Annotated in this window: 28 protein-coding genes and 1 tRNA gene; 8 read left to right on the forward strand and 21 right to left on the reverse strand. The window is 64.8% G+C overall.

All coding sequences use genetic code 11. From position 1 onward, the window contains the following. The first annotated feature begins 38 nt into the window (after nt 1–38). The 4 genes from pal (at nt 39) to queC (ending at nt 2,933) form a co-directional block, all read left to right on the forward strand. Complete coding sequence (gene pal, locus LRM18_RS10970) at nt 39–557, forward strand: peptidoglycan-associated lipoprotein Pal (protein WP_049465529.1); 519 nt, start codon at nt 39–41, stop codon at nt 555–557. Between the two features lie 3 nt (nt 558–560). Next, complete coding sequence (ybgF, locus tag LRM18_RS10975) at nt 561–1,379, forward strand: tol-pal system protein YbgF (protein WP_049465527.1); 819 nt, start codon at nt 561–563, stop codon at nt 1,377–1,379. Nucleotides 1,380–1,488: 109 nt separating this feature from the next. Next, nucleotides 1,489–2,190 (forward strand): 7-carboxy-7-deazaguanine synthase QueE, encoded by a 702-nt coding sequence (gene queE / locus LRM18_RS10980; protein WP_049465524.1) that lies wholly within the window; start codon nt 1,489–1,491, stop codon nt 2,188–2,190. A gap of 77 nt (nt 2,191–2,267) precedes the next feature. Continuing rightward, nucleotides 2,268–2,933 carry a 7-cyano-7-deazaguanine synthase QueC gene (gene queC / locus LRM18_RS10985; protein WP_049465521.1) on the forward strand — a complete coding sequence of 222 codons (666 nt, stop codon included), beginning with the start codon at nt 2,268–2,270 and terminating at the stop codon, nt 2,931–2,933. 64 nt (nt 2,934–2,997) lie between these two features. On the opposite strand, the gene LRM18_RS10990 is transcribed toward queC, so the two are convergent. After that, entirely contained in the window at nt 2,998–3,993 is a 996-nt protein-coding gene (locus LRM18_RS10990; protein ID WP_270954420.1) for a DUF2268 domain-containing putative Zn-dependent protease, read from the reverse strand. 167 nt (nt 3,994–4,160) lie between these two features. Here LRM18_RS10990 and LRM18_RS10995 point away from each other — a divergent pair. Next, nucleotides 4,161–4,236: transfer RNA gene (locus LRM18_RS10995), tRNA-Lys, on the forward strand. Between the two features lie 67 nt (nt 4,237–4,303). On the opposite strand, the gene LRM18_RS11000 is transcribed toward LRM18_RS10995, so the two are convergent. The 12 genes from LRM18_RS11000 to LRM18_RS11055 form a co-directional block, all read right to left on the reverse strand. After that, entirely contained in the window at nt 4,304–5,500 is a 1,197-nt protein-coding gene (locus LRM18_RS11000) for an integrase (protein ID WP_270954422.1), read from the reverse strand. Further along, nucleotides 5,500–5,718: a hypothetical protein gene (locus LRM18_RS11005; RefSeq protein ID WP_270954423.1), complete on the reverse strand. Its 219-nt coding sequence runs from the start codon at nt 5,716–5,718 to the stop codon at nt 5,500–5,502. Before LRM18_RS11005 ends, LRM18_RS11000 begins: the two co-directional genes overlap by 1 nt. A 271-nt stretch (nt 5,719–5,989) precedes the next feature. After that, nucleotides 5,990–6,175 carry a hypothetical protein gene (locus LRM18_RS11010; RefSeq protein ID WP_270954425.1) on the reverse strand — a complete coding sequence of 62 codons (186 nt, stop codon included), beginning with the start codon at nt 6,173–6,175 and terminating at the stop codon, nt 5,990–5,992. Next, the gene (locus LRM18_RS11015; protein WP_270954427.1) at nt 6,168–6,353 is read right to left on the reverse strand and encodes a hypothetical protein; all 186 of its coding nucleotides are present in this window, start codon (nt 6,351–6,353) and stop codon (nt 6,168–6,170) included. Before LRM18_RS11015 ends, LRM18_RS11010 begins: the two co-directional genes overlap by 8 nt. Beyond that, nucleotides 6,346–6,747 (reverse strand): hypothetical protein, encoded by a 402-nt coding sequence (locus LRM18_RS11020; RefSeq protein ID WP_270954429.1) that lies wholly within the window; start codon nt 6,745–6,747, stop codon nt 6,346–6,348. Before LRM18_RS11020 ends, LRM18_RS11015 begins: the two co-directional genes overlap by 8 nt. Before the next feature lie 109 nt (nt 6,748–6,856). Continuing rightward, complete coding sequence (locus LRM18_RS11025; RefSeq protein WP_270954431.1) at nt 6,857–9,547, reverse strand: toprim domain-containing protein; 2,691 nt, start codon at nt 9,545–9,547, stop codon at nt 6,857–6,859. Between the two features lie 108 nt (nt 9,548–9,655). Continuing rightward, complete coding sequence (locus LRM18_RS11030; RefSeq protein ID WP_049419434.1) at nt 9,656–9,901, reverse strand: hypothetical protein; 246 nt, start codon at nt 9,899–9,901, stop codon at nt 9,656–9,658. Further along, complete coding sequence (locus LRM18_RS11035; protein WP_049419435.1) at nt 9,901–10,209, reverse strand: hypothetical protein; 309 nt, start codon at nt 10,207–10,209, stop codon at nt 9,901–9,903. The genes LRM18_RS11030 and LRM18_RS11035 overlap by 1 nt, the downstream gene beginning before the upstream one ends. After that, nucleotides 10,209–10,778, reverse strand: coding sequence for a hypothetical protein (locus LRM18_RS11040; protein ID WP_235648725.1), 570 nt, complete (start codon nt 10,776–10,778; stop codon nt 10,209–10,211). The genes LRM18_RS11035 and LRM18_RS11040 overlap by 1 nt, the downstream gene beginning before the upstream one ends. Further along, nucleotides 10,775–10,978, reverse strand: coding sequence for a hypothetical protein (locus LRM18_RS11045; protein WP_241776752.1), 204 nt, complete (start codon nt 10,976–10,978; stop codon nt 10,775–10,777). The genes LRM18_RS11040 and LRM18_RS11045 overlap by 4 nt, the downstream gene beginning before the upstream one ends. Nucleotides 10,979–11,049: 71 nt before the next feature. After that, nucleotides 11,050–11,394 (reverse strand): ogr/Delta-like zinc finger family protein, encoded by a 345-nt coding sequence (locus LRM18_RS11050; protein ID WP_270954438.1) that lies wholly within the window; start codon nt 11,392–11,394, stop codon nt 11,050–11,052. After that, a complete protein-coding gene (locus tag LRM18_RS11055) occupies nt 11,391–11,723 on the reverse strand; it encodes a hypothetical protein (RefSeq protein WP_061478813.1) in 333 nt (110 codons plus the stop codon). The genes LRM18_RS11050 and LRM18_RS11055 overlap by 4 nt, the downstream gene beginning before the upstream one ends. Nucleotides 11,724–11,793: 70 nt before the next feature. Between LRM18_RS11055 and LRM18_RS11060 the strand changes: the two genes are divergently transcribed. The 3 genes from LRM18_RS11060 to LRM18_RS11070 all read left to right on the forward strand — a co-directional run bounded on the left by LRM18_RS11060 (nt 11,794) and on the right by LRM18_RS11070 (nt 14,176). Further along, nucleotides 11,794–12,225, forward strand: coding sequence for a helix-turn-helix domain-containing protein (locus LRM18_RS11060; protein ID WP_239510497.1), 432 nt, complete (start codon nt 11,794–11,796; stop codon nt 12,223–12,225). 98 nt (nt 12,226–12,323) lie between these two features. Further along, nucleotides 12,324–12,746: a hypothetical protein gene (locus LRM18_RS11065; RefSeq protein ID WP_270954443.1), complete on the forward strand. Its 423-nt coding sequence runs from the start codon at nt 12,324–12,326 to the stop codon at nt 12,744–12,746. Nucleotides 12,747–12,781: 35 nt separating this feature from the next. Next, entirely contained in the window at nt 12,782–14,176 is a 1,395-nt protein-coding gene (locus LRM18_RS11070) for a PIN-like domain-containing protein (RefSeq protein ID WP_270954445.1), read from the forward strand. Here the strand turns inward: LRM18_RS11070 and LRM18_RS11075 are convergent. The 8 genes from LRM18_RS11075 to LRM18_RS11110 are packed head-to-tail and all read right to left on the reverse strand — an operon-like array spanning nt 14,173 to nt 20,825. Beyond that, entirely contained in the window at nt 14,173–15,168 is a 996-nt protein-coding gene (locus tag LRM18_RS11075; protein WP_270954447.1) for a phage late control D family protein, read from the reverse strand. The genes LRM18_RS11070 and LRM18_RS11075 overlap by 4 nt on opposite strands. Continuing rightward, a complete protein-coding gene (locus LRM18_RS11080) occupies nt 15,165–15,563 on the reverse strand; it encodes a phage tail protein (protein ID WP_270954449.1) in 399 nt (132 codons plus the stop codon). Before LRM18_RS11080 ends, LRM18_RS11075 begins: the two co-directional genes overlap by 4 nt. A gap of 11 nt (nt 15,564–15,574) precedes the next feature. Beyond that, complete coding sequence (locus LRM18_RS11085; RefSeq protein WP_270954450.1) at nt 15,575–18,439, reverse strand: phage tail tape measure protein; 2,865 nt, start codon at nt 18,437–18,439, stop codon at nt 15,575–15,577. Between the two features lie 22 nt (nt 18,440–18,461). Beyond that, nucleotides 18,462–18,599, reverse strand: a complete 138-nt coding sequence (locus LRM18_RS11090) for a hypothetical protein (protein WP_270954451.1) — start codon at nt 18,597–18,599, stop codon at nt 18,462–18,464. Nucleotides 18,600–18,611: 12 nt separating this feature from the next. Beyond that, nucleotides 18,612–18,728, reverse strand: coding sequence for a GpE family phage tail protein (locus tag LRM18_RS11095; RefSeq protein WP_014648142.1), 117 nt, complete (start codon nt 18,726–18,728; stop codon nt 18,612–18,614). An 8-nt stretch (nt 18,729–18,736) separates the two neighbouring features. Next, nucleotides 18,737–19,063 (reverse strand): phage tail assembly protein, encoded by a 327-nt coding sequence (locus LRM18_RS11100; protein WP_270954455.1) that lies wholly within the window; start codon nt 19,061–19,063, stop codon nt 18,737–18,739. 59 nt (nt 19,064–19,122) lie between these two features. Then, entirely contained in the window at nt 19,123–19,632 is a 510-nt protein-coding gene (locus tag LRM18_RS11105) for a phage major tail tube protein (RefSeq protein ID WP_014648140.1), read from the reverse strand. A gap of 23 nt (nt 19,633–19,655) precedes the next feature. Further along, nucleotides 19,656–20,825 carry a phage tail sheath protein gene (locus LRM18_RS11110; protein ID WP_270954458.1) on the reverse strand — a complete coding sequence of 390 codons (1,170 nt, stop codon included), beginning with the start codon at nt 20,823–20,825 and terminating at the stop codon, nt 19,656–19,658. Nucleotides 20,826–20,835 lie beyond the last annotated feature (10 nt).

Here is a 20,835-nt window from a genome sequence, read left to right on the forward strand (position 1 = left end):
GAACCCCTCATCGGCTTAGGAGCCACAAAGGTATCGCCATGAACAAGTCCACCCGCGTTCTGCTTGTTTCCCTGCTGTCTGTGGCCGTCCTGGCCGGTTGCTCGAAGAAGGTCAAGGAAGAAGTGCCGGCTTCGGTCGACACCGGCACCTCGACCACCACCCCGACCGGCCCGTCGACCTCCGGCCTGTACGGCCCGGGCGACCTGGACACCGACGCTTGCCTGCGCCAGCGCGTTGTCTACTTCGACCTGGACAAGGAAGACGTGAAGCCGGAATTCCAGGCCATCATGGCGTGCCACGCCAAGTACCTGCGTGACCGTCCGTCCTCGCGCATCACCCTGCAGGGCCACACCGACGAGCGCGGTTCGCGTGCGTACAACCAGGCCCTGGGTGAGCGTCGTGGCAACGGCGTCAGCTCGGCCCTGCAGGCCAACGGTGGCTCGGCTTCGCAGCTGACCGTCGTGTCCTACGGTGAAGAGCGTCCGGTCTGCACCGAGTCGAACGAGTCCTGCTGGTCGCAGAACCGTCGCGTCGAAATCGTCTACACCGCGCAGTAATCCATGCGCATCGGCATCAAACTGATGCTGGTCGTTGCGGCAGCCCTCGTGGCTGCCGCACCGGCGCACGCACAGCGACAGAGCCTGGCCGACCGTGTCGGCGCGCTCGAGCAGCAGATGTACAACAACAGTGCCAACCAGGACCTGTTGAACCAGATCAATCAGCTGCGGCAGCAGGTCACCAGCCTGCAGGCCTCGATCGAGCAGTTGCAGCACGACAATGCCCAGCTCAAGCAGTCCGCCCAGGATCAGTACCTGGATCTGGACAGCCGCCTGAACCGGTTGGAAGGGGGCAATGCCGCCCCGGCCCTGCCGCCCGTTCCGGCGAGCGCGCCGAAGGCCGCACCGGCCCCGGCAACACCCGCAGCGGCGGCCACTTCCGAGCGGCCGCCTTCCGTACACGGTGATGCGGGCAGCCTTGCCGCCACCGGCGACGAGCGCACCTCCTACAACGTCGCCTTCGATTCACTGAAGGCCGGCAAGTACGATGATTCGGCGCAGCTGTTCCTGAGTTTCCTGCAGCTGTACCCGAACGGCGTCTATGCGCCGAACGCGCTGTACTGGCTGGGCGAGAGCTACTACGCCACCCGCAATTTCCCGATGGCGGAGGCCCAGTTCCGTGAACTGCTCTCGCGCTATCCGACCCACGACAAGGCCGCTGGCGGCCTGCTCAAGGTTGGCCTCTCGCAATACGGCGAGGGCAAGGTCGACCAGGCCCAGCAGACGCTGGAAGCCGTCGTGGCGCAGTACCCCGGCTCGGACGCCGCGCGCACCGCGCAGGACCGCCTGCAGTCGATCCGGCTGGGCAAGCAGATCCGCTGACCTGCCTGACGGGCGTACACTGCGCACCCCGTAGAGCCGAGCCCATGCTCGGCTGCTTTCGTTTCCGGCGCCGATACACCGGTCGCCCGCCCCTGAAGAATTGCCTGCCATGACCGCCGTTACCCCGTCCAACGCCGTCGCCACGCCCAGCGACATCGTGCAATCGCCCCTGCCGCGCCTGAAGATCACCGAGATCTTCACCTCGCTGCAGGGCGAAGCCGATACCGCCGGCTGGCCGACCGTGTTCGTGCGCCTGACCGGCTGCCCGCTGCGCTGCCAGTACTGCGACACCGCCTATGCCTTCCACGGCGGCACCTGGTGGGATATCGACGATATCGTGGCCGAGGTGCTGGCCCAGGGCGTGCGCCACGTCTGCGTGACCGGCGGCGAGCCGCTGGCGCAGAAGCGCTGCCTAGTGCTGCTGCAGAAGCTGTGCGATGCCGGCATGGACGTCTCGCTGGAAACCTCCGGCGCACTGGACGTCAGCGCGGTGGACCCGCGCGTGTCGCGGGTAGTGGACATCAAGACCCCGGGTTCGGCCGAAGTGGCGCGCAACCGCTGGGAAAACCTGCCGCTGCTGACCGCGCGCGACCAGATCAAGTTCGTCATCTGCAGCCGCGAAGACTACGACTGGGCCAAGGCCCTGCTGGCCGAGCACGATCTGGTAAAGCGCTGCACCGTGTTCTTCTCGCCCAGCAAGAGCGAGATCACCGCACGGCAGTTGGCCGACTGGATCGTCGAAGACCGGCTGCCGGTGCGCTTCCAGATGCAGTTGCATAAAATCCTGTGGAACGACGAGCCCGGCCGATGAGCCGGTGCAGCGTTCCCTGATGTAGCTCCGGCGCGGGACAGCGTGCTGGCTTTCCCCTCCCAACCGGAAGATTTCCCATGAAGAAGGCAGTCGTGCTTCTCTCCGGCGGCATGGATTCAGCCGCCGTCATCGCCCTGGCCCAGGAACAGGGCTTCGCCGTCCACGCCCTGAGCGTGCGCTACGGCCAGCGCCACACCTCCGAACTGGACGCCGCCGCCCGCGTGGCCAAGGCCCAGGGCGTGGTCGCGCACAAGACCGTGGACGTGGACCTGCGCAGCATTGGCGGCTCGGCGCTGACCGACGACATCGACGTGCCCGAGGCCGGCGGTGCCGGCATCCCGGTCACCTACGTGCCGGCGCGCAACACCATCATGCTGTCGCTGGCCCTGGGCTGGGCCGAAGTGCTCGGCGCCAACGACATCTTCTGCGGCGTCAACGCAGTGGACTACTCCGGCTACCCGGACTGCCGCCCCGAGTTCGTGGCTGCGTTCGAGGCACTGGCCAACCTGGCCACCAAGTCCGGCGTGGAGGGGGCGGGCATCAAGGTGCATGCGCCGCTGCAGTTCCTCAGCAAGGGCCAGATCGTCAGCGAAGGCGTGCGCCTGGGCGTGGACTTCGGCCTGACCGTGTCCTGCTACAACGCCGACGCCAACGGCGCCGCCTGCGGCCACTGCGACGCCTGCCGCCTGCGCGCGCAGGGCTTCGCCGAAGCCGGCGTGCCGGACCCTACGCTGTACGCCTGAGGTGATGGGGCTGATGCCCCCAATGGTGGGTGCGAACCGTTGGTTCGCACTCTCTGTCCCGCCGCTACCGGCGGCTGGAGTCTGGTAGTGCCGGCCGTTGGCCGGCAGCCTCATCAGGCAACCACCCCGACGCCTCGATGAAGGCCCGCACCGCCTTCGGATCGGCATAGTCCAACTCGATCATCCGCGCGATCCCAGCCTTTTCATCCTTCTGCCGCCGCATGTACTCCTGCGCGATGCGATACCCGGCGTAGTACCCCACATCACTCACCCCGAACGGATTGCGGGCGCTGTTGTACAGCCAGTTGTCCAGATCTTCGCCGTCCATTTCAGCGACGAAGCGCGCGCGGATTTCCGCCTCGTGCGCGGGCCCGTAGGTGTACAGCGGCAGCGCCGGCCGACGCCCGCTCAGCCGCTCGGCCACGTACTCGGCCACACCCTCGCGCACCACGTACTGGGCCAGGTTGCCGGTGGTCTCACGCTGCTGCGTGTGCACGTACTCGTGCAGGTTGTTCTGCGCGTTGTTCGCGCCCGGGCGGGTGTCGTAGAAGATCCGCAGCCGGTCGCGCATCTTCTCCGGCAGCTCGCTCACGTCCACGCGCTCATCGCCCAGCGCCATCTCCGCGCCAATCAGCACCTTGTCGCCCAGCGTGGTGCCACCGGTGCGCAGCACGCCCACCGCATAGGTGATGGTGGCCGGGCGCAGGGCAGGGTAGAGCGAACGGAACGCGACCAGGTCGCGCTCCAGCGTGGCGCTGGCCTGCTGTGCATTCGCGGTCAACGGCCGTACCGAGGTCCAGAAGCGTGGCCATGACTGCATGGCCTCGGCGTATTCGCGGGCACTGTAGTGGCGCACCTGCATCAGCGCGTGCAGGCCGGGACTGCCCGGATCGATGTAGCGCTGCTGGACCAGCGACACCCGGCGCTCGGCATCGGGTTCGGCGCGCACCGCGTCATAGGTGGCCCAGAAGCGGGCGATGTCGTCAGTGACGACCTGGGATGGGGCGGCCAGGGCTGCGCAGGGCAGCAGGGCGGCAAGCAGGCTGACGATCAGACGCATCCATGGCTCCAGACAGGACCACGGATGGGATGCGCCAGTGGCGCCAAAGGTTTAATCCCGCTGGTAGTGCCGGCCGCTGGCCGGCAACCCCGACACACCGGGGTTCCACGCGACCGGCCAAAATGGGGTAGAATGCCCACCCCGCCGAAAGGCCGGGGCGATGCATTGGGCCGTTAGCTCAGTCGGTAGAGCAGAAGACTTTTAATCTTTTGGTCGAAGGTTCGAATCCTTCACGGCCCACCAATTGCATCAACGACTTAGGCGCCCTTGCGGCGCCTTTTTCGTGTCTCCGGAAAAATTGCCGGAAAAATTAAGTGGTTCCACGCTCAAGTGCGTTCCTCCTGCCGGGCGGTTGAACGACCGGCAGTTCATGGTCGTAGCGCTGCCGCATCGTTTCGGTAACGTGGCCGCCTGCAGCCTTGTTGTCCCCGTCCGTGATGCCCCGGTGTTTGAGCCCGTGCAGTGCGAAGCGCTCGCTCTTGGAGATCACCCCGACGCGAATCGCCTCGGTAATGAAGCGCTGCCAGGCACTGTCGAGGGCAGACTTGGTGATGGGATCGCCACCTCGCTCCACCAGCAAGAACCTGTCGCTAGCGCGCAGTGGAACAGGGCGCACGCGGCCCTTCCGGTTCCAGATGCGGTGGCGCCGCGCCAGCAGCTGATCCCACGCCTCGATCATCGCCTCATCCCATTCCGTTACGTTGTCACGAGACCCTTTGCGGCGATTGCTATGCACCCCCTCGACCTGGCGGTGCGCGTCAGTCAGTGTGCAGACCTCGATGCCGCGTAGGCGGACGCTGTAGGCCAGGATCATCACCGGGGCCAGGTAGTCGGGAAAGCTGCCCTTGGCATTGGCGGGAAGCGCGCCCCGTTCGCGCGCGAACGCCAGCACTGCGCGAAACGCTTCCTGCGACGGCATGCGTGCGTCGCCGCGTTCTTTTGCCTGGCGTACGCCTTTGGCAGGGTTGGTCTTGCAGTAGCCCATTCGTACACCCCACGAAAGGGTGAGCCGTAGGTAACGGTGCAAATGATTGGCCTTGCTGGGGTACGCGGGTAAGGCGGGCTGGGTCCGATTCGCTGGGCGGCCTGCAGCAAACGTCTCCACCAGCCGTTGCACGACAGGCGTTGTGATGCGTTCGACCTGGATAGATCCCAGCAGGGTCCCATCCTTTCGAACGTAGTTCGCCAACACCTCGGCGTAGCCCAGGTAGTTCCTGCGGGTGCCGGCAGCGAGTTGTTTGAAATCGCTCGATTCGTGGTAGCGGTCGAAGAGAAAGCGTAGCGTGCCGCGTCCTACGCCTGTGCGCATCTCTTCCACGATGGCGTGCAGATCGGACAGACGGGCGCTGGCGTGGGCGACCGTACGCTTTATGCGCCGGCCACCCTCCGCGTGATCTTCGTAGACGAACCAGCGGTCGTCGTGCCAGTAGATCCCCTTCGGCAACGCATCCTGCTCGATGTGCCCAGGTATTGCCGGGTTGAACTTCCTTTTTCTGCCGCGTGTCATCAGATGTTGTCCTCTTCCCTTACGTCTTTGGGCTGCGGATCGATCAATCCCAGCGCGGCGTTCACCGCGTCGAGGGTGGTCCAGATTCCGCCTCGGCGGTCGTATTTGTAGCGGATGCCTTCCCTGTCTGCCCAGCGGCGGACGGTGATGGCCCTTGGGGGTGGGCCGTCGGGAGCGCAGATCCGCTGCAAGTCTGTGAAATGGAGGATCTGCGCCATGCTCAACCTCTGCCTGCGGCGAACAATTTCATCTGTAACACGTTGTTCGGCAAGGGTTCCTCCACTGCCGCGGCGGTCGGCTGCAGGCCGTGTTGCTTGTGCCAGTGCGCCCACGCCAGGTCGAACGTTTGGTGCTTCGCTGTGGTACTGCAACGGCATTCGATGAGATGGCCACCGCCCGCGCCCTCGCGACGTAGATCGTGGATGTACCGCGCCGGGTGGTTATCCGGGCAAGCGGGGAGGGGGCGCAGTGGCGTCTTCTGTCGCTGTGTCATGCGGCCTCCCGCGCACCGTCACAAACCACACAGGGTGCGGCCAGCGCGGACGCCACGGCGACGATGTACGCACCCTGGGCGAAGGGGCTGGTACCGGCCAAGATGTCGGCGGCGACGTGAGGAAGGCCAGCGCTCTCGAACTCGGCGGCGAGGAACCGGCGGCCGGCATCAATATCAACCATGGGCGACCTCCCGACGGACGGCCATTGGGGCGCGGCGACGCAGCGCCTGCGGGATTTGCCCCACGGCCAAGCCGCTATGCCGGCGGCGGGGCGGGCGTGTCTGCCACATCTTGAGCATGGTGGCGCCAGCGACCGGCAGCAGCACGCACATGGCCAGCAGTGCGACGAAATCAGCCATTGGCCACCTCCTGCGCAGCCTGCGCCACGGCAGCGGCGGTTGCCCGCTTGCCGGGCAGCATGTTGGCCACTTCGTAAGGGAACGGAATGCGGTCGGCCAGGTCGGCAAGCTCGGGCGAAATCCAGCTGGTCTCGTCTTTGAAGTCGGTTCCCCTCACCAGCTCCCAGCCCTTCCTGCTGCCCCTGCGGCGCTCGAACACGCACTGCGCGATCTTGGCCGGTCCCATGTTCAGCATCGCCGTGGCGATGACGCGGTTGTGGGTGATATGGAGGGTGACCGTAGCGCTGGCGTCGGTTTCACCGTCTGCCCCAGCATTCACACAGTTATGCACACCCGTGATAGCCTCCGCACCGGGTCCGGTGCTGGAATCCAGCGACTTTGCGAGGGTGGTCATGGCTTGGCCTATCATCTGTTGCATGGTTCTCTCCTGAACTTCGTTGGTGGATGGCCTCGGGGGCGGTGTTGGCGCACTCCCCGCCGGGCCTTTGCTGTTGCTGCGGGTCTTACTTCTGGAACACCCAGCACTTCACGGTTGTGCTGGTCGTTTGGGTGGAACGGATCGCGCTGTTCACGGCGGTATTGGCGCTAATGAACTTGTGGCGCTTCGACTCGACCAGCAGCCGTCGAAGGTCGCCAATGTCGGGCACCTGCTGACCGAAGTAGCCGGCCTTTTGAATGAACTCGTTGAGGTTGATGGCGATACGGCTTTCTTCACGCGAATGGTTCAGCACGGTTCGCCTGTCGCCACTGGCCTGCATCTCGATGTACTCGTACGCATCCCAGAACTCGGAGACGATGCGGTGATCGGCGCCTATGGCGTCCTGACGTTCGGTGGCCATTTTGACCAGGGCGTCTCGGGTCTCGCGCACCATGTGTTCCGGCAGGTTGACCACCAGCCGTAGCGCATCGAGCAGGGCAAGCATCTGCGCGTGGTTCTTGATGATGCGCTCGACGCGCAGCTCCTTCTCTTCGCGCAACCTGGCTTCGTAGAACCGAACGCGCTCGGTGAACTTCTCCATCACGGCGGTTTCCGCCTTGAGCGCTGCCAGCAGGAAGTAGCTCAGCTTCTCAACCGGTAGCGCATTGAGATTGTCCGCAGCCTGCCGGCTCTCGGTCGTCGCAGTCGGCTTCTTGAAATGCAGCTTCACGATGCGAGTGAGAATGGCTTCGCTGCCATCAACAGGCGCGTTCTGGCTGATGACGATGGTTCCCTGGAACGGCGGCTCGTAGGTTTCGTTGCCACCGTTGCGCACACCGCGCGTGGCCAGGGTGCCGCCGCCGTAGTAGTCCTTCAGTTCGTCCCACTCGAACGATTTGGCGTGTGCCTTGTCTCCGTTGTCGCTGCGGTCGGCTTCCAGCAGCACAATAGGCATGCCGGAAATCTGCCCCATGGCGCGGGCGCGGCCGGCCTTCGTGGACTTGGCGGGGTCAAAGCCTTCATGGTCGGCGCGGGCGAGCAGCTTCCATAGGAAGTTGAGCAGCGTGGTCTTGCCGGCGCCGGCTTCGCCCGTGGCTTCCAAGAACGGGAACGACTTGTGACTGCTACGGATCTGATTGGCGTACAGCGAGCCGAACCAGAACGTGAGGGCCACGATCCCGTGTGTGCCAAAGCACGTCCACAGCCAGCCGAGCCAGTCGGTGGAGTAGTTTTCGTGATCGCGCTGGATGTCCATGCGGATCGACCGCTGCGTGGTCTTGATGCGCAGCTTGTTGAACTCGAAGTAGTCCTCGGCGTTGGCGAGGGTGACCTCGCCGGCGCGCACGGCCAGGTCAGGGAAGATGTACGCCTTGTGTTCGGGGCTGTACCCGACGAAGTCGACCGTGTCGACCTTTTTGATGTTGAACAGCTGGTCTTCCATCATCCGGTCCAGCTGCTGGCCGCTACCGCTGAACACAGCACCCTGGGCAAGGCTGATGATGCGCTTCTTGAACTCGGTGGCACTGGCCACCTGGGCGCCGGTGAAGGTGCCTTTTACCGATGGCGCGTCGTGCGGGAAGTCAACGCGGAAGTAGTACCAGCTTTCGTCGGTCGCTTCGTGGCGCTGGAAGTAGAGCGCCTCGGGGTAGCAGTTGGCGATCTGCTGCACAGACGCACAGGCGCGCTGGATTTTGGCCACCGCCTCATCGCTGAGCGTACCTTCTTCGTCGTCGGGATTCTTCTCGCGCATCATCTTGTCGAAGCGCACCGCGTCGAACTCGAACCAGAACAGGCGCGAGGCGAACTCGATGTGGAACTCGGTCTTCTGCTCGCGCTGGTAGATCACAAGGCCCTTGTCGACGGCCGTGCGCGCCATCAGCACCGCGCCGTTGTGGCGCGCCTGGTCGAGGTCAGCCTGCCACTGTGCGTCGCCGTCCTCAGCCGCCTGCGCACGCAGGTGCAGATCGTTCCAATCGGTCTTCTTCTCGCCCACCTGCTCGATCTGCGCGGCCAAGCAGCGATAGCCCAGCTTCTCGGCCCGGCGGGCGTGCTTGATGGTGTAGGCGCGTGCGCCCGGCTCATTGTCCAGACCCCATACCAGCACCGGCAGGTCGTTGGGGCGTGCGGCCTTCAGTTCCTTGAGAGACAGTTCGGGATAGGCGTTGCTCGACATCGCGGCAACGGCGCAGATGCCGCGCTGCAGGAGCGCGATGGCGTCGAAGATGCCCTCCACGATCCAGACCTCACGGGCGGTGCGCAGCTGATCCTGTGCGGCGGCACCCCACCACACCCCAGCGTAGCTCTCGCCCGGCGCAAAACGGGCCTTCTGCTTGCCGAAGCGGTGCGGACGGTCGATCAGCCGTTCCCACCAGCCGCCCTTGACCAACGGGAACCGCACCGTGGCGGTACCCTCGCGCTTCGTGCGGTCGTAGTAGCTTTCCTGCGTATAAAGGCCGCGCAGTGGCTTTACATTGAAGCCGCGGCCGGTGGCCAGGTAGGCGTCAGCGGCAGCATGCGGCGCCTGTGGCGTCTGCGGGTTGCTTTTCGAGTAGTCGTCGAACAGATCATCGTAGAGGTCACGCACGCGCACCTCTTGCCCGCACTTGGCCTGTCGGCCACAGCGCAGCACCCACGGCTTGAGGTAGCTGGTGTAAAGCTCCTTCTTGCCGCAGTGAGGGCACTTGCCCCCGCGCATGTACTCGGTGCCGCTACGGTGCTTAAGGCCATAGTCGCGCTGGACGCGCGACAGTACCTGTTGGCGGATTTCTTCTTGCATGGCGGCTCAGCCTTCGTTCGCCGCATGAGCGGCGGTGCGGTGGTGTTGCATGGTTCTCTCCTGACCGCCCCCGGCGGCGTTGGCGCGCCGTCGGGGCCGGGTGGTGCATTACTCGTCTGCAGGGCGGGATCGGCTCAGGATCGCGGCCAGGTCTTCGGCCATGTACTGCGCGACGGCAGACGTGTGATCGGCTTTGATATCCAGCATCTTTGCCGCTTCGCTAGGCAGCTTGGCCAGCAACGCGGCTGCGTCGGCGATGCGGCACAGTCGCAGGTAGTCGGCGCTGCCGATGACCTGCGCACCGCGATCCATCGGGCCGGGCAGTACCGGCGTATGCCCGTTACTGCTGGCCATCAGTTCACCCCGCCTGGGTAGCTTTCGCCTGTGCGCAGCCATTGGAAGAAGCGCTCGGCCTCGCCCTTGGCGAGCAGGTAGACGACGGTTCCGATCTGGATTCCCCCGGTAGCGGTCCTGAGCACGTTGCGAGAGTGATGCGCGGTGAACGTCGCTGCTGTGTCCGACTCGATGTGTACCAGCGCCAGAAACAGGATCTTGTGCTGGTCGAACGAGGCACGCAGGCCGAGGCCAGGAATCGGCGTCTCCAGCACGATGACCGGACGCAGGCATGGTTCGGGGATGGTCACGTTGTTGGGCGGCGCCATCAGTGCGCCCCCTTACCATCAGCGCCACGGGCGTCCCTACGTGCATCGCACTGTGCGGTGTAGGCCATCAGTACGTCGCCCAGGGTGATGGCGAGCGGGGACACGCCCACACCGACCAGCCGGGCAATGAACGCCTGGTAGTCTTCATTGGGCCATTCGAGGGTGTCGGCGATGAGGCCGAAGGCGAGCGAAATCTGACGCGCGGCAGCGTTGCCGGGCGTGGAAGGGGCGCCATGAGGCATGGAGACGTCTCCTGTATCCGAGTTGTGGCCTCGGCGAGACGTTTCTAAGCGCCGCACCGAGGAAGTCGGGAGGTTAGAAACCGGGATACAGACCGGCCGACAGCTTTCCCCTTGCGGGTGTTGTATCGCTGCCGCCTCCCGACGCAGAAAAACGTCGGTGCGCTCGTTTTGCAGGCGCAAAAAAACCGCGATGCTGACGGGCGCGGATGCCGCTGTATCCTCGGAGTTTCTAAGCTCCTTGGCGCAGATCCTGCTCCCCGTCCTTGGGGAAGTCAAGTAAATCTGTGTAGAAATGTGCAGATTGGTTGATGCGGTGGACAGGCTCATGCGGACACCTGTGCGGCAGTCGTTGCAGGCAACACGTCGTACGCGCCACCGGCGGCGATGTGAGCCTCCACTAGGGCGCGAAGCTCGGCAGCGTCGCGCTGTTTCTGCGCGAAGGGCACGTACTCGACCCCTGCCGGCGCGGTGACGAAACTCGGCTGCATCGCCGAGGACCATCCATCAAATTGTGTCTTGTGGCGCATCACGGGCGCAGCACTCCCTTGCTGGCACCGTATGGCGCCAGGTCAGTTGGTGGTGGAAGGGGAAATGGCGGTCAGGAGAGGGGCGGGGCGCCGCATTCCTGCTGATTGCATTCGGTGGCTTCGATCCAGTCGATCTGCGCATCACCGAGTTCCTGGCGCCAACGTTGCTGCAGCAACGAACGCTCATAGCCGGGCGTCGGCGGTAGCTCGCATGCTGGGGCATTGGGCAGGCCGCTGGGGCTGGCGATGCTGGTCAGTTCCGACATACCCGTGTAAGTCGCGCCGCACATGGGGTTCTGGCACACGTACGCATCGGTCCGCAGATGACGGTGCTGCAAGGCACTGGTGCGCTTCGTCAACGGCGTGCCGCAGGCGTCGCAGGTGAAGACGGCGCGTTTTCCGACCGGCCCGCTCATGCCTTGGCCCTGCGCTTGGCTGCGGTCGCGACAGCCTTCGCCGGCGCCGAGGCCGTACCCCGAGCGGTCTTGGTGGTGCGAATCCGGGCGGATTTGGGCGATTCTGTGTGAGAATCAGGGGCGGCTTTCATGCCGAGGGCTACAGCGGCTGCGTGGGTCTTGCCGATCCGGCACTTGCTGTCGATCCGCAAGGCGTTGTTCACCGCATGGCGGCTCAACCCGTTGGCTTCTGCGAAGGCAGCAACCGACAGGCCGTTGTCGACAAGCCACTGGCGCGCCTGCTCAGCAGTGCGCAGCTTGGATGCGGTAGTCCGTCGTTTGGCGTTCATTCCGTTTCCCCTGTGTATTTCTGGGTGAAATGGTGGTGAAGTTAACTGCACCTGTCAAGGGGGAATTTGCGTGTCTGTAGGTATTCGCCTGAAAGAAGAACGGAAGCGGCTGGGTCTGACCCAGGAGGCCATGGGATTGGCCTGCGGTGTTGCCAAGCGCACGCAGATCCTGTTCGAGCAAGATGCCCACCTGCCTGGTGGTGCCTACTTCGTCGCCGCTGATGAACTCGGCGTCGATGTGACCTATGTGCTGGTGGGCAGGCGCGAGCGTCTGGCCGAGGCTGATGCCGACCTGCTCGATGCGTGGCGCAGTGCGTCGGCTTCGGCACGTGCCGCCGTGATGGCCGCGCTGCGCGGCGTGGCGCCGGCGTCGACCACAAGCGCGCCTCGAACCTCCTTCGAGAACACCAGCATCGGCCAGCAGATCAGCGGCGATGTTGATCTGCGCGGGCAAAAGATCGTTGTCAAGGCTCCGAAAGGATCGAAGAAAGCCGCCCGCTGAGGCTCACCCCGCATCGCATTCAGGCCGCTAACTCGCCCGTACAGGGCGCCGGTGGGGCGCGGTTTTCGATGTGAGGGAATATGGGTTGCAGCAGTGGCGTGAAGCGTGGCGAGGTGGTGTGCGTGTGCGGTGGCCCCACCGTGTTCGAGGGGGCCGTGATTGGCCAGGTGTTTACCGGCGACGTGCAGATGCAGTGTCCCCATGTGCACCACCACGGCGCGCAAGCCAATGAACGCGAACGGGCGCCCACGGAGACGGGGCGCCCGTTGTCGACAGCATTGATCGCGCTGGCGATCTGGCAGGCGACTTATCCGGCGGCAGCGGTCGCAGATGACTGCGGATCATCGCTCGCGCATGCAGCCATGTTCTTCGCCGCAGGCGCGCTTGCCCGCTACGTGAAGCCAAAGTTGGCCGGGTGGGTGCGAAGCACAATAAAGTTGACTTGCAAAGGCAGCCCGACCGACACGGCTAAGATCCGCAGCGGCAAATCTGGACTACCGATAGGGATGCCCCAGCGCTAGTATCCCTTCAAACAATCAGACGTTGGATTACTGAGATGAAAGCAAGGTTCCCTGGCTACTACCGTCCTACGGAGGCTGAACTCGATGCTCTCTGGCAGGATGGGACGCTGGTGGTGCTTGATACGAACATCCTTCTCCACCTTTACCGCGTGCCCGCGTCAACGCGAACTCTTCTGCTGTCCATCCTTGAGCGGCTGAAGGATCGTCTCTGGATTCCGCACCAGGTCGCTATCGAGTACCAACGCCGAAGGCTCGGAGTAATACGCGACGCTTTCTCCGCATCAAGGCGGCTGCTTACCGACATTGAGAAAGCCCAAGAACAGTTTGTGCGAGCCGTCCAGGCCGCCCAGCCGGAGAAGCGAGAGCTGCGGCGGGTGCCAACTGCATTGGCTGAGATTCAAACGCACGTCGCGCAGATCCGTGACGACGTACAGGGCGCAATTGCGGATCAGCTGTCCCCTACTGCCCACGACTTCATTCGGGACGCAATCGATGCGCTTATTGGCGACAAAGTGGGGGCTGCCCCAAGAGACCAGCAAACGCTTGCAGGCTGGTACAAGGAAGGCGCCTCACGTTTTGCATTGCAGATGGGTCCGGGCTACAAGGACGCCGTAAAGGCTAACTCCCCTTCCCCAAAATTCTTCGCGGGAGGTCTCACCTATGAAAGTGAGTACGGTGATCTAGTTCTCTGGAAGCAGATCATTGAGCATGCGGCGGAAGAGGGCATAAAGAAGGTGGTCTTTGTCACTCAAGACAACAAGGAGGATTGGTGGTGTCGCGTGTCCGATCCGGCCAATGGCGAAGCGAGTACGCAGGGTCCTCTACAGGAGCTTTCCGAAGAGATTCGGCGTGAGGGGCACGTTGACTTGTTCTGGATGTATCACCTTCAAGAATTCATGGAGGTGGCGAGCGAGCGATTCGGAATTAACGTCTCGGAGGAGGCGATCACAGACGTATCTATGGCGGACAAGGCGGCGGCGACCACCGCCGGTACCATTCTGCCTGGACAGATTTCTGTGCAGGGGATGTCAAGTTCTAGGTTCAGCATGCAGACGCATATGAATTTGCTCGCAGACTTGGGCCTGCATGCGTTCACTGTGCGAGAGGGTTTCTCGGTCGGAACATCATTTCACCGACCGCACTACGCTGCGATTCTGACCTCGTATGAGGCGCTATGGGGCGATCCGTTCGACACCGCAGCGACGATTGCTGAGATCTTGCAAGAAATCACTACGGGTCTAAAAGCAAAAGTTCTAGACGTCTACGTAATGTACGTGGAGCGGCCAGATCAGGCTGATCAGGACCGTACGGTAAGCTTCCTGAAGGGCTTGCTCAGCAGGGCGCGGATCTTCGACGAGACCACGATCTGGAACTGTCATCTCCAGCCCGGCAGTGAAGAAATTACTCTGGTTTCAGCTCGTACGTTCTAAGCGCCGCGTTCGAGTTCTAAGGAAGTGACGAAGCCCCCACTACCGTCAACGGTGTGGGAGGCTTTGGACACCAGCCAATTGGTGCCATCGATTTCCGGTTTGAAGCCGCTCACCGTCACCGTCTGTTCTGGATAGATATCGGCGCGGCCGAGCGCGAGGCGGTAGCTGAGCTGGGCGGTGCCGCGATCAAGCCGTTTGAACTCCGCCTCAGCGTGCTGGCGCGCTTCCTCCGCAGTGGCATAGGTGGGCTGCAGCTTCTTCTCGTTCTCTGACGTACCGACCAGGACGCCGGTGCGGCGAGCGGCCTTGCGGTCGCCCCAGTACGCGCGCACGCCTGTGTACTTCTCGCGGTCAGCCACGGTGTAGCGGTGTTGATCGCCGGATGCGCGAGTGATCTGGACACCGGGAAGCGGCTGGCCGCTGGCGGTAGTGCCGGCGCCGATGGGCGCGAAGATCAGCGCGCCGGCCTTCACCGTAGCCACCGCATCAAACCGCTTCCCCAAGCGCGTCAGGAGATTGATATCGCTCTCGTTAGCCTGGTCAAGATGCGGGATGCGGACGGACGCAAGGTTTGCGGCAATGGACGGGCGCAACGAATGCTCGGCGGCGATTGTGCCGAGAATGTCGCCCAGCGTGGCGTCATGCCAGCTGCGCTCGCGGCGGCTGCGGACAGCACCGGTCAGATCCGCCGAGCGCGCCCGGATGGAGACGATATCGGGAGCGCCGCTGTGCTCCACGTCATCGACCACGAACGTGCCCTTATCGAACAATCCGCTCTCGCGCCAGCCGATGGCCACCTGCAGCGTGACGCCACGTCGCGGCAGCGCCACGCGCCCATCATGGTCGTGCAACCGCAGATTCAGTTCGTCGGCTTCGTCGCCCCGGCTCTCCGTCAGCGACAGATCTAGCAGGCGCGGCGCGAGGCGGTCGGTCAGATCCTGCCCGTCCAGCACCACGCGCCATGCGGGGATCGGGTACGGTGCCGCCCTCATGCGACCGCCTCGGTGGCGCCGTCGTCGTCGCGCTCCAACTGCATCTGAAAGTCGATCAGGCGCGGCGTGCCGTCGGGAAAGAACTCCTTGCGCGTCTCGTTCAGGCAGACCAGCAGATAGGCGCCGTATACGCGGCCACTGCCCTCTACCAGCGCCTGTGGCTTGCCCTGGTCGCCCAGCTCCCGCAGCGTGTCGAGGACCTGCAGATCGCCTACCAGCTCGGCGGCGATGGTGCCCTGCAGGGTGATGGTGTCGTCGCCTGGGCCAACGTACTGACGGGCCGGGCGTGCGCCCAGCCGCTCGCTGCTGGCGTGGCGCCACGTCATCTGCCGTTGCAGCTGCTCGTAAGCAGCTGTTGAAAGGGAAAACACAAACGTGCCGTAGGTCATCATCATGGCGGTGGGCCTCAGTCGCTCAGGCGGGAGCCACGGCGGCTGGCCCGCTCGCGCTCGATGGTTTCAATGGTCTGGCGGACCAGGTCGGCGATGGCCTGGCCGTCGCTGCCCGGTGCCGCTGTGATCTGGATCGTGTAGCTGTTGCCGCCTGCGGCACCCGTGGCGGCCTGCGCGGCACCCGGCGCCACTACCGGGCCGGTACTGGCCATGACGGGCAGCGCAGCGGCGCCCAGGGCGATTCCTGCGCCTGCCTGCTTCATCCGGTCGCCCAGGGTAGCCACCTGCGACAGCGGCTCGCCCTGGCTGCGGTCGAGACCCCCGGCCAGGCCCTGCATGGTGAAGTCACCGAACTGCGCGAACACCCGCGATGGGCTGTGGATGCCGAGCATGCCCTTGAACTTGCCCACCACGCCCGAGGCGACGCCGGCGACGGCATCCATGGCCGCGCTGCCTTTGGACACGATGCCGTTGACCAGCCCCTGCACCATGTCGATGCCGGCCTGCATCATCTGCGCAGGCCAGCCGAGCAGGATCTGATTGACGCCTGCCCACATCGCGCTCAGGCCAGAGCGGATCTTGTCGCCGTTGCCGGTAAACAGGCCCACGATCAGATTCCACGCGCCCTGCAGGTACGTCCACGCACCGCCTACAGCGTTCTGGATCACCGGCAGGATGGTGGTAAAGGCGCTGACCAGCCAGCCGATGGCCTGCACCGCCATGCGCAGGTTCACCGTCAGCACGGTGCCCAGGATCTGGCCGAACCCGCGCCCGGCATCGGTGGCGCCCTGCAGCTGCTCGCTGGTGGCCTCGAACGGGGCGAACAGCTTCATCACCCAGCCCCACGCCTGGCTCATCGCCGAGGACACCATGTCCCACACCGGGCCGAGCGGTTCGAGCGCGGTGGCCAGCTCGGCCATGATCGGATTGACCACGTCGACAATGCCCTGCCAGGTGCCGATCATGAATGCCTTGATCGGCTCCCAGTACTTCCACACCAGCGCTGCCACCACGCCGATGGCGGCGCCGATGGCCAGCACCGGCAGGCTGATGCCCCCGAGCAGCGGCAGCAGCATGCGGCCAACGTTGAACAGCATCGGGAACGCCCGGCCGCCCAAGGACAGCACCTGGCCCGCCAGCTTGCCCAAGCCGCCGCCACCGCTGAGCAGCATCACAGCCTTGTGGATCTGCGTCAGCGCCATCGCGCCGACCCCACCTGCGACAACCAAACCGCCGAGCGCAGCAGCCAGCGCGGTGCCGCCGATGGCCAGCTTGGCGATGGTGGCGACCAGCTGAGGGTTGCTCTTGACCCACTCGGCCATGCGGTCGGCGACCTTGGCCACGCGCGCAGCCAGTTCCTTCACCGTGGGCAACAGGGTCTTGCCGATGCGCTGGGACAGCACGATGGCGCTGTTCTTGAGCAGGATCAGGCCATTCTCGGCCGTGCCGACACGGGCGGCGTACTCGGCGTTCATCGAACCGCCGTACTTCTGCTCATCGGAGACCTTGCCCAGGTTCTCCTTCAGCAGGTCGAGGTTCGTCAGCAGCGGTGCGATGGCGCCGATGGACTCGCGGCCGAACAGCTGCGTCATGGTCGCGGCCTGTTCGGCCTTGGGCAGCTGCTTGAGTTTTTCCAGCACGCCGAGAATCGCGCCGCCAGCATCGTCCTGCATCGCCTTGGCCAGATCCCCTGCCTTGAGGCCGAGCTTGTCGAACGATGCCACCTGCCGGGCAGTTGCGGCATCGCCTGAGGACAGCGTGAGCAGCATGTTCTTGATGCCCGTGGCAGACACTTCCGACTCGATGCCCATGCCGGCCACCGTCGCGCCCAGCGCCGCCAGCGGGCCGCTACCCAGGCCGGCTACCTCGCCAAGGGCACCGATACGGTTCACCACCTCGCTGATCTTCTGCACGCTGGCCGGGCCGGTGTTGCCCAGGTAGTTGATCTTGTCGGCCAGCACGACAACGTCATCCTGGCCCATGCGGAACGCGGTGCGCCAAGTCGCCATCGTCTGGCCGGCGTCTTCGGCGGTGGTATCGAACGCCACACCCATCTTCGCCGCGTCCTCGGCGAAACGGGTCAGCTCGTTGCTGGCGATGCCGGCCTGGCCGGCGGCGGCGACGATCTTGGCGATGTCGGTGGGCACCATTGGCAGGCGCCGCGACAGCTCTTGGATGTCGTTGCCCATCTTCTCGAAGCCGTCCGGCGTGTCGAAGTCCACTACCTTCTTCACGTCGGCCATAGCCGACTCGAAGTCCATGGCCTGAGTGATGGGCAGGACCTGGGCGCGCAGCGCGCCGAACGCGGCCAGTGCGACACCCGCACCGTGGGCTGCTGCATTCATGCCGGCGCTGTGGATCTTCTGGCTACGGGCCTTTGCTGCGTCCAGCGCAGCCAGGCGAGCGCGCTGCTGCTCCATCTGCTGCGAGGCGGCGGCGATATCCGTGCGCAGCCTGCGCTCATGCGCACCGAGCTGGCGCGTGCTGATGCCGGCCCGATCCAGTCCCGAGCGCAGCCGCTGTAGCTCGACCTGCTGCTGCTTCTGCTGGGCGCTCAGCTGGGCGGCGGCAGTCTTGGCCTGGCTGAACTCACGGCTCAGCTTGCGCGTGGGGGTGCCAGCCTCCCTCATCTGGCGGGCCAGCGCCGCCACGCGCGCCTGCGCCTGCTGGTAGCTCTGCTCGGTACCGCGCAGCGCCTGCTGCTGCTGGCGGTAGGCGCTCACATCGCGCTGGGCGTTGTTCAGACGCCGGAGGGTGGCTTGCTGCGCCTGCAGGGCCGAGGCCAGCCCCTTGCTGCCGGCCATGACTTTGCGGAAGGGAGCGGTGGCCTGATCGAGAGCCTGCAGCACCACCTGCAGGCGAAGGTTGCCGCCGCTCATGCGACGACAACCGCTGCGCCGGCTACGCCGAGCGCGTGTCGGTCGGTGAGGACACCAGCGCCGCCAGCAGGCGGCACAGCGCGCTCAATGCCCAGACCAGCAGCCCGCCGACCGAAGCCAGCAGGAGCAGCACAACAGCGATGGCGATCAAGGTGGCCATGGGCGAAAGGTATCACGGCTCGGCTCCACTTCTTACACGGGCGCGCTCGCGCCATTCGATCAGTTCAAACAGCGAGAGGGCCGATAGCTCGGTGAGGGTGAATGGGAAGATCACCGCGATATCGGCCATGAAATCCTCTACGCGCTGAGGAATTCCCGCTGCGCCTTCGGCACAAAAAAACCAGCGGCGAGGGTGCCGATGGCGACCAGGTCGGCAGGGTCCAGCTTGTTCACGTCGGCAGCCGTCAGCGTCGGCTCGGTGATGCGCGGCAGCAGCGCGGCCACCGCGCTAACGTCGATCTGCAGCAGGTCCACCAGCTTGATGCCGCGCAGCTCCCCAGCGTTGGGCTTGCGCAGCTTGATGGTGGCGATGACCTGCTCGCCGCGCTGGATTGGGTAGTCGAGGGTGACTGTGTTGGGGTCGATGGCTTCGGCGCCGGCGGTGGTGGTGGCTTTGTCAGTCATGTCGTGGGTCTCTCAGGGCAGAGGTGGGCCGGGCCGCTGAGGCAGCCCGGTTATGTGGGTCAGGCGCCGATGGCGCGTCGCTGGCCGGCCAGCTGGTCCACGCCGTTGACGATGAACACCATGCCGACCATGTCGATCTCGATCTCGGTACGGCCGTTGATGCTCAGCTTGTAGTAGCTGGCGGTGGTCTTCACGCTGAACTCGGTGTCGTCACCGACCTTGCCGGTGCCGGGGTCAATCTCGCTGTGGCGGCCGCGGATGACGATCTCCACCGCATCCACGTCGGCGCTGTCTTCGCGCTGGTATGCGCCAGCGAAGCGCAGCTGCACGGCGTTGTGGGCGATGGCGCCGTACTGGCGCAGCACGTCGCGCATCAGTCCGCCGCACTTCCATTCCAGTTCGATCTTTTCCTGGCCGAGGTCGATATCGATGGGGCCGAGCATGCCGCCGGCGCGGTATTCCTCCATCTTGCGGGTCAAGGTCGGCAGCTTGACCTCGGTGACCTGGCCCAGGTAGCTGAGGCCGTCGTTGAACAGGTTGAGATTCTTGAGCTTGCTGGGCATGGACATGGGAAGGGTTCCTCAGTACGGCATCAGCCGTTGATACGGGCCGGGAAGTCGGCGAAGTAGCGGTCGGTGATGCGCTGGTTCAGTACCAGGTTCTCCAGCGGCGGTACCGGCGTGTAGTCGTAATCGATGGTCACCCGGCCGGCCTTCAGCTGGCTGGGCTCGTTGGCGGCTTCGTCGTACCAGGCCGATGCACCCAGCACGTAGCCCGCGTTCACCAGCTCGCGGAATTTGGCATTGATGCTCTCCAGCATGTCGCGGATGAGCGACGGATGCTCGGGCTTGTCGATGTAGACCATCTGCGCCTCTGCAATGGTGTCGGCCAGGATCTGCGCGGTGCGCGTGGCCGTCTCGAAGGCGAACAGCGGGTCGTCGCTGCAGGTTCGCGAACCCCAGAACTTGTAGCCGTTGGAGTTGATGAGGGTGGTGATGTCGGCGGCGTTAAGCAGGCCAGCGTCGGTCGCCGGATCCTGCAGATCCCAGTGTACGTCGCGGCTGATGCCGGTCACGCCGGCGACGGCCACATTGGAGATCGATTTGTGCCAGCCCTGCTGCTCATCGATCATCGCGCGCAGGCCCAGGGCGCGGGCCGTCGCGAACGCCATGCTGGTGGTGGCGTCGGCAGTGTTGAACGCGACGAAGTCGGGATAGATCAGCATCAGCTCGCGCTGGCTGAACTGCTCGCGATAGGCGATGGCCTCGCTGACCGAGGCACTGGCGGCACAGCTCACGTAGGCCATCGCGCGCAGCTTCTTGGCGATGACCGCCAGTGCGGCCGAAACCGGTTGGGTGTCCAGACCGGGTGCGCCCAGGATGCGCGGACGCACGCCTACCTGCGCCTCAGCCACCAGCAGCGCCTGCATGCCGGTGAAGGTGGCGCCGTCCTTCTTGCCGATCACGTTGGCGGTGGTGGCGCTGTCGTCGGAACCTTCGGCGACGCGCACCACCACGGTAATGGCGTTGGCTTGGTCGGCAATGGCCTGCAGCGTGGCGCGCAGCGTGCCGCTGGTGCCGGCCTTGCCGACGGCGCCCAGCACGTCGGTCAGGAGCACGGGACGGTCGAGGGGGAACAGCGTGGCGTCGGCGTCCTGCGCGGTGCAGACGACGCCGACAACAGCGGTGGCAACAGTGCGGATCGGATGCACGCCGCCGTTGATTTCGATGACGCGTACGCCGTGGTGGTAGTCGGTGGCCATGAGGGAACTC

Origin of the sequence: Stenotrophomonas sp. PI_27 (assembly GCF_027854495.1) — a bacterium.
Classification (GTDB): domain Bacteria; phylum Pseudomonadota; class Gammaproteobacteria; order Xanthomonadales; family Xanthomonadaceae; genus Stenotrophomonas; species Stenotrophomonas pavanii.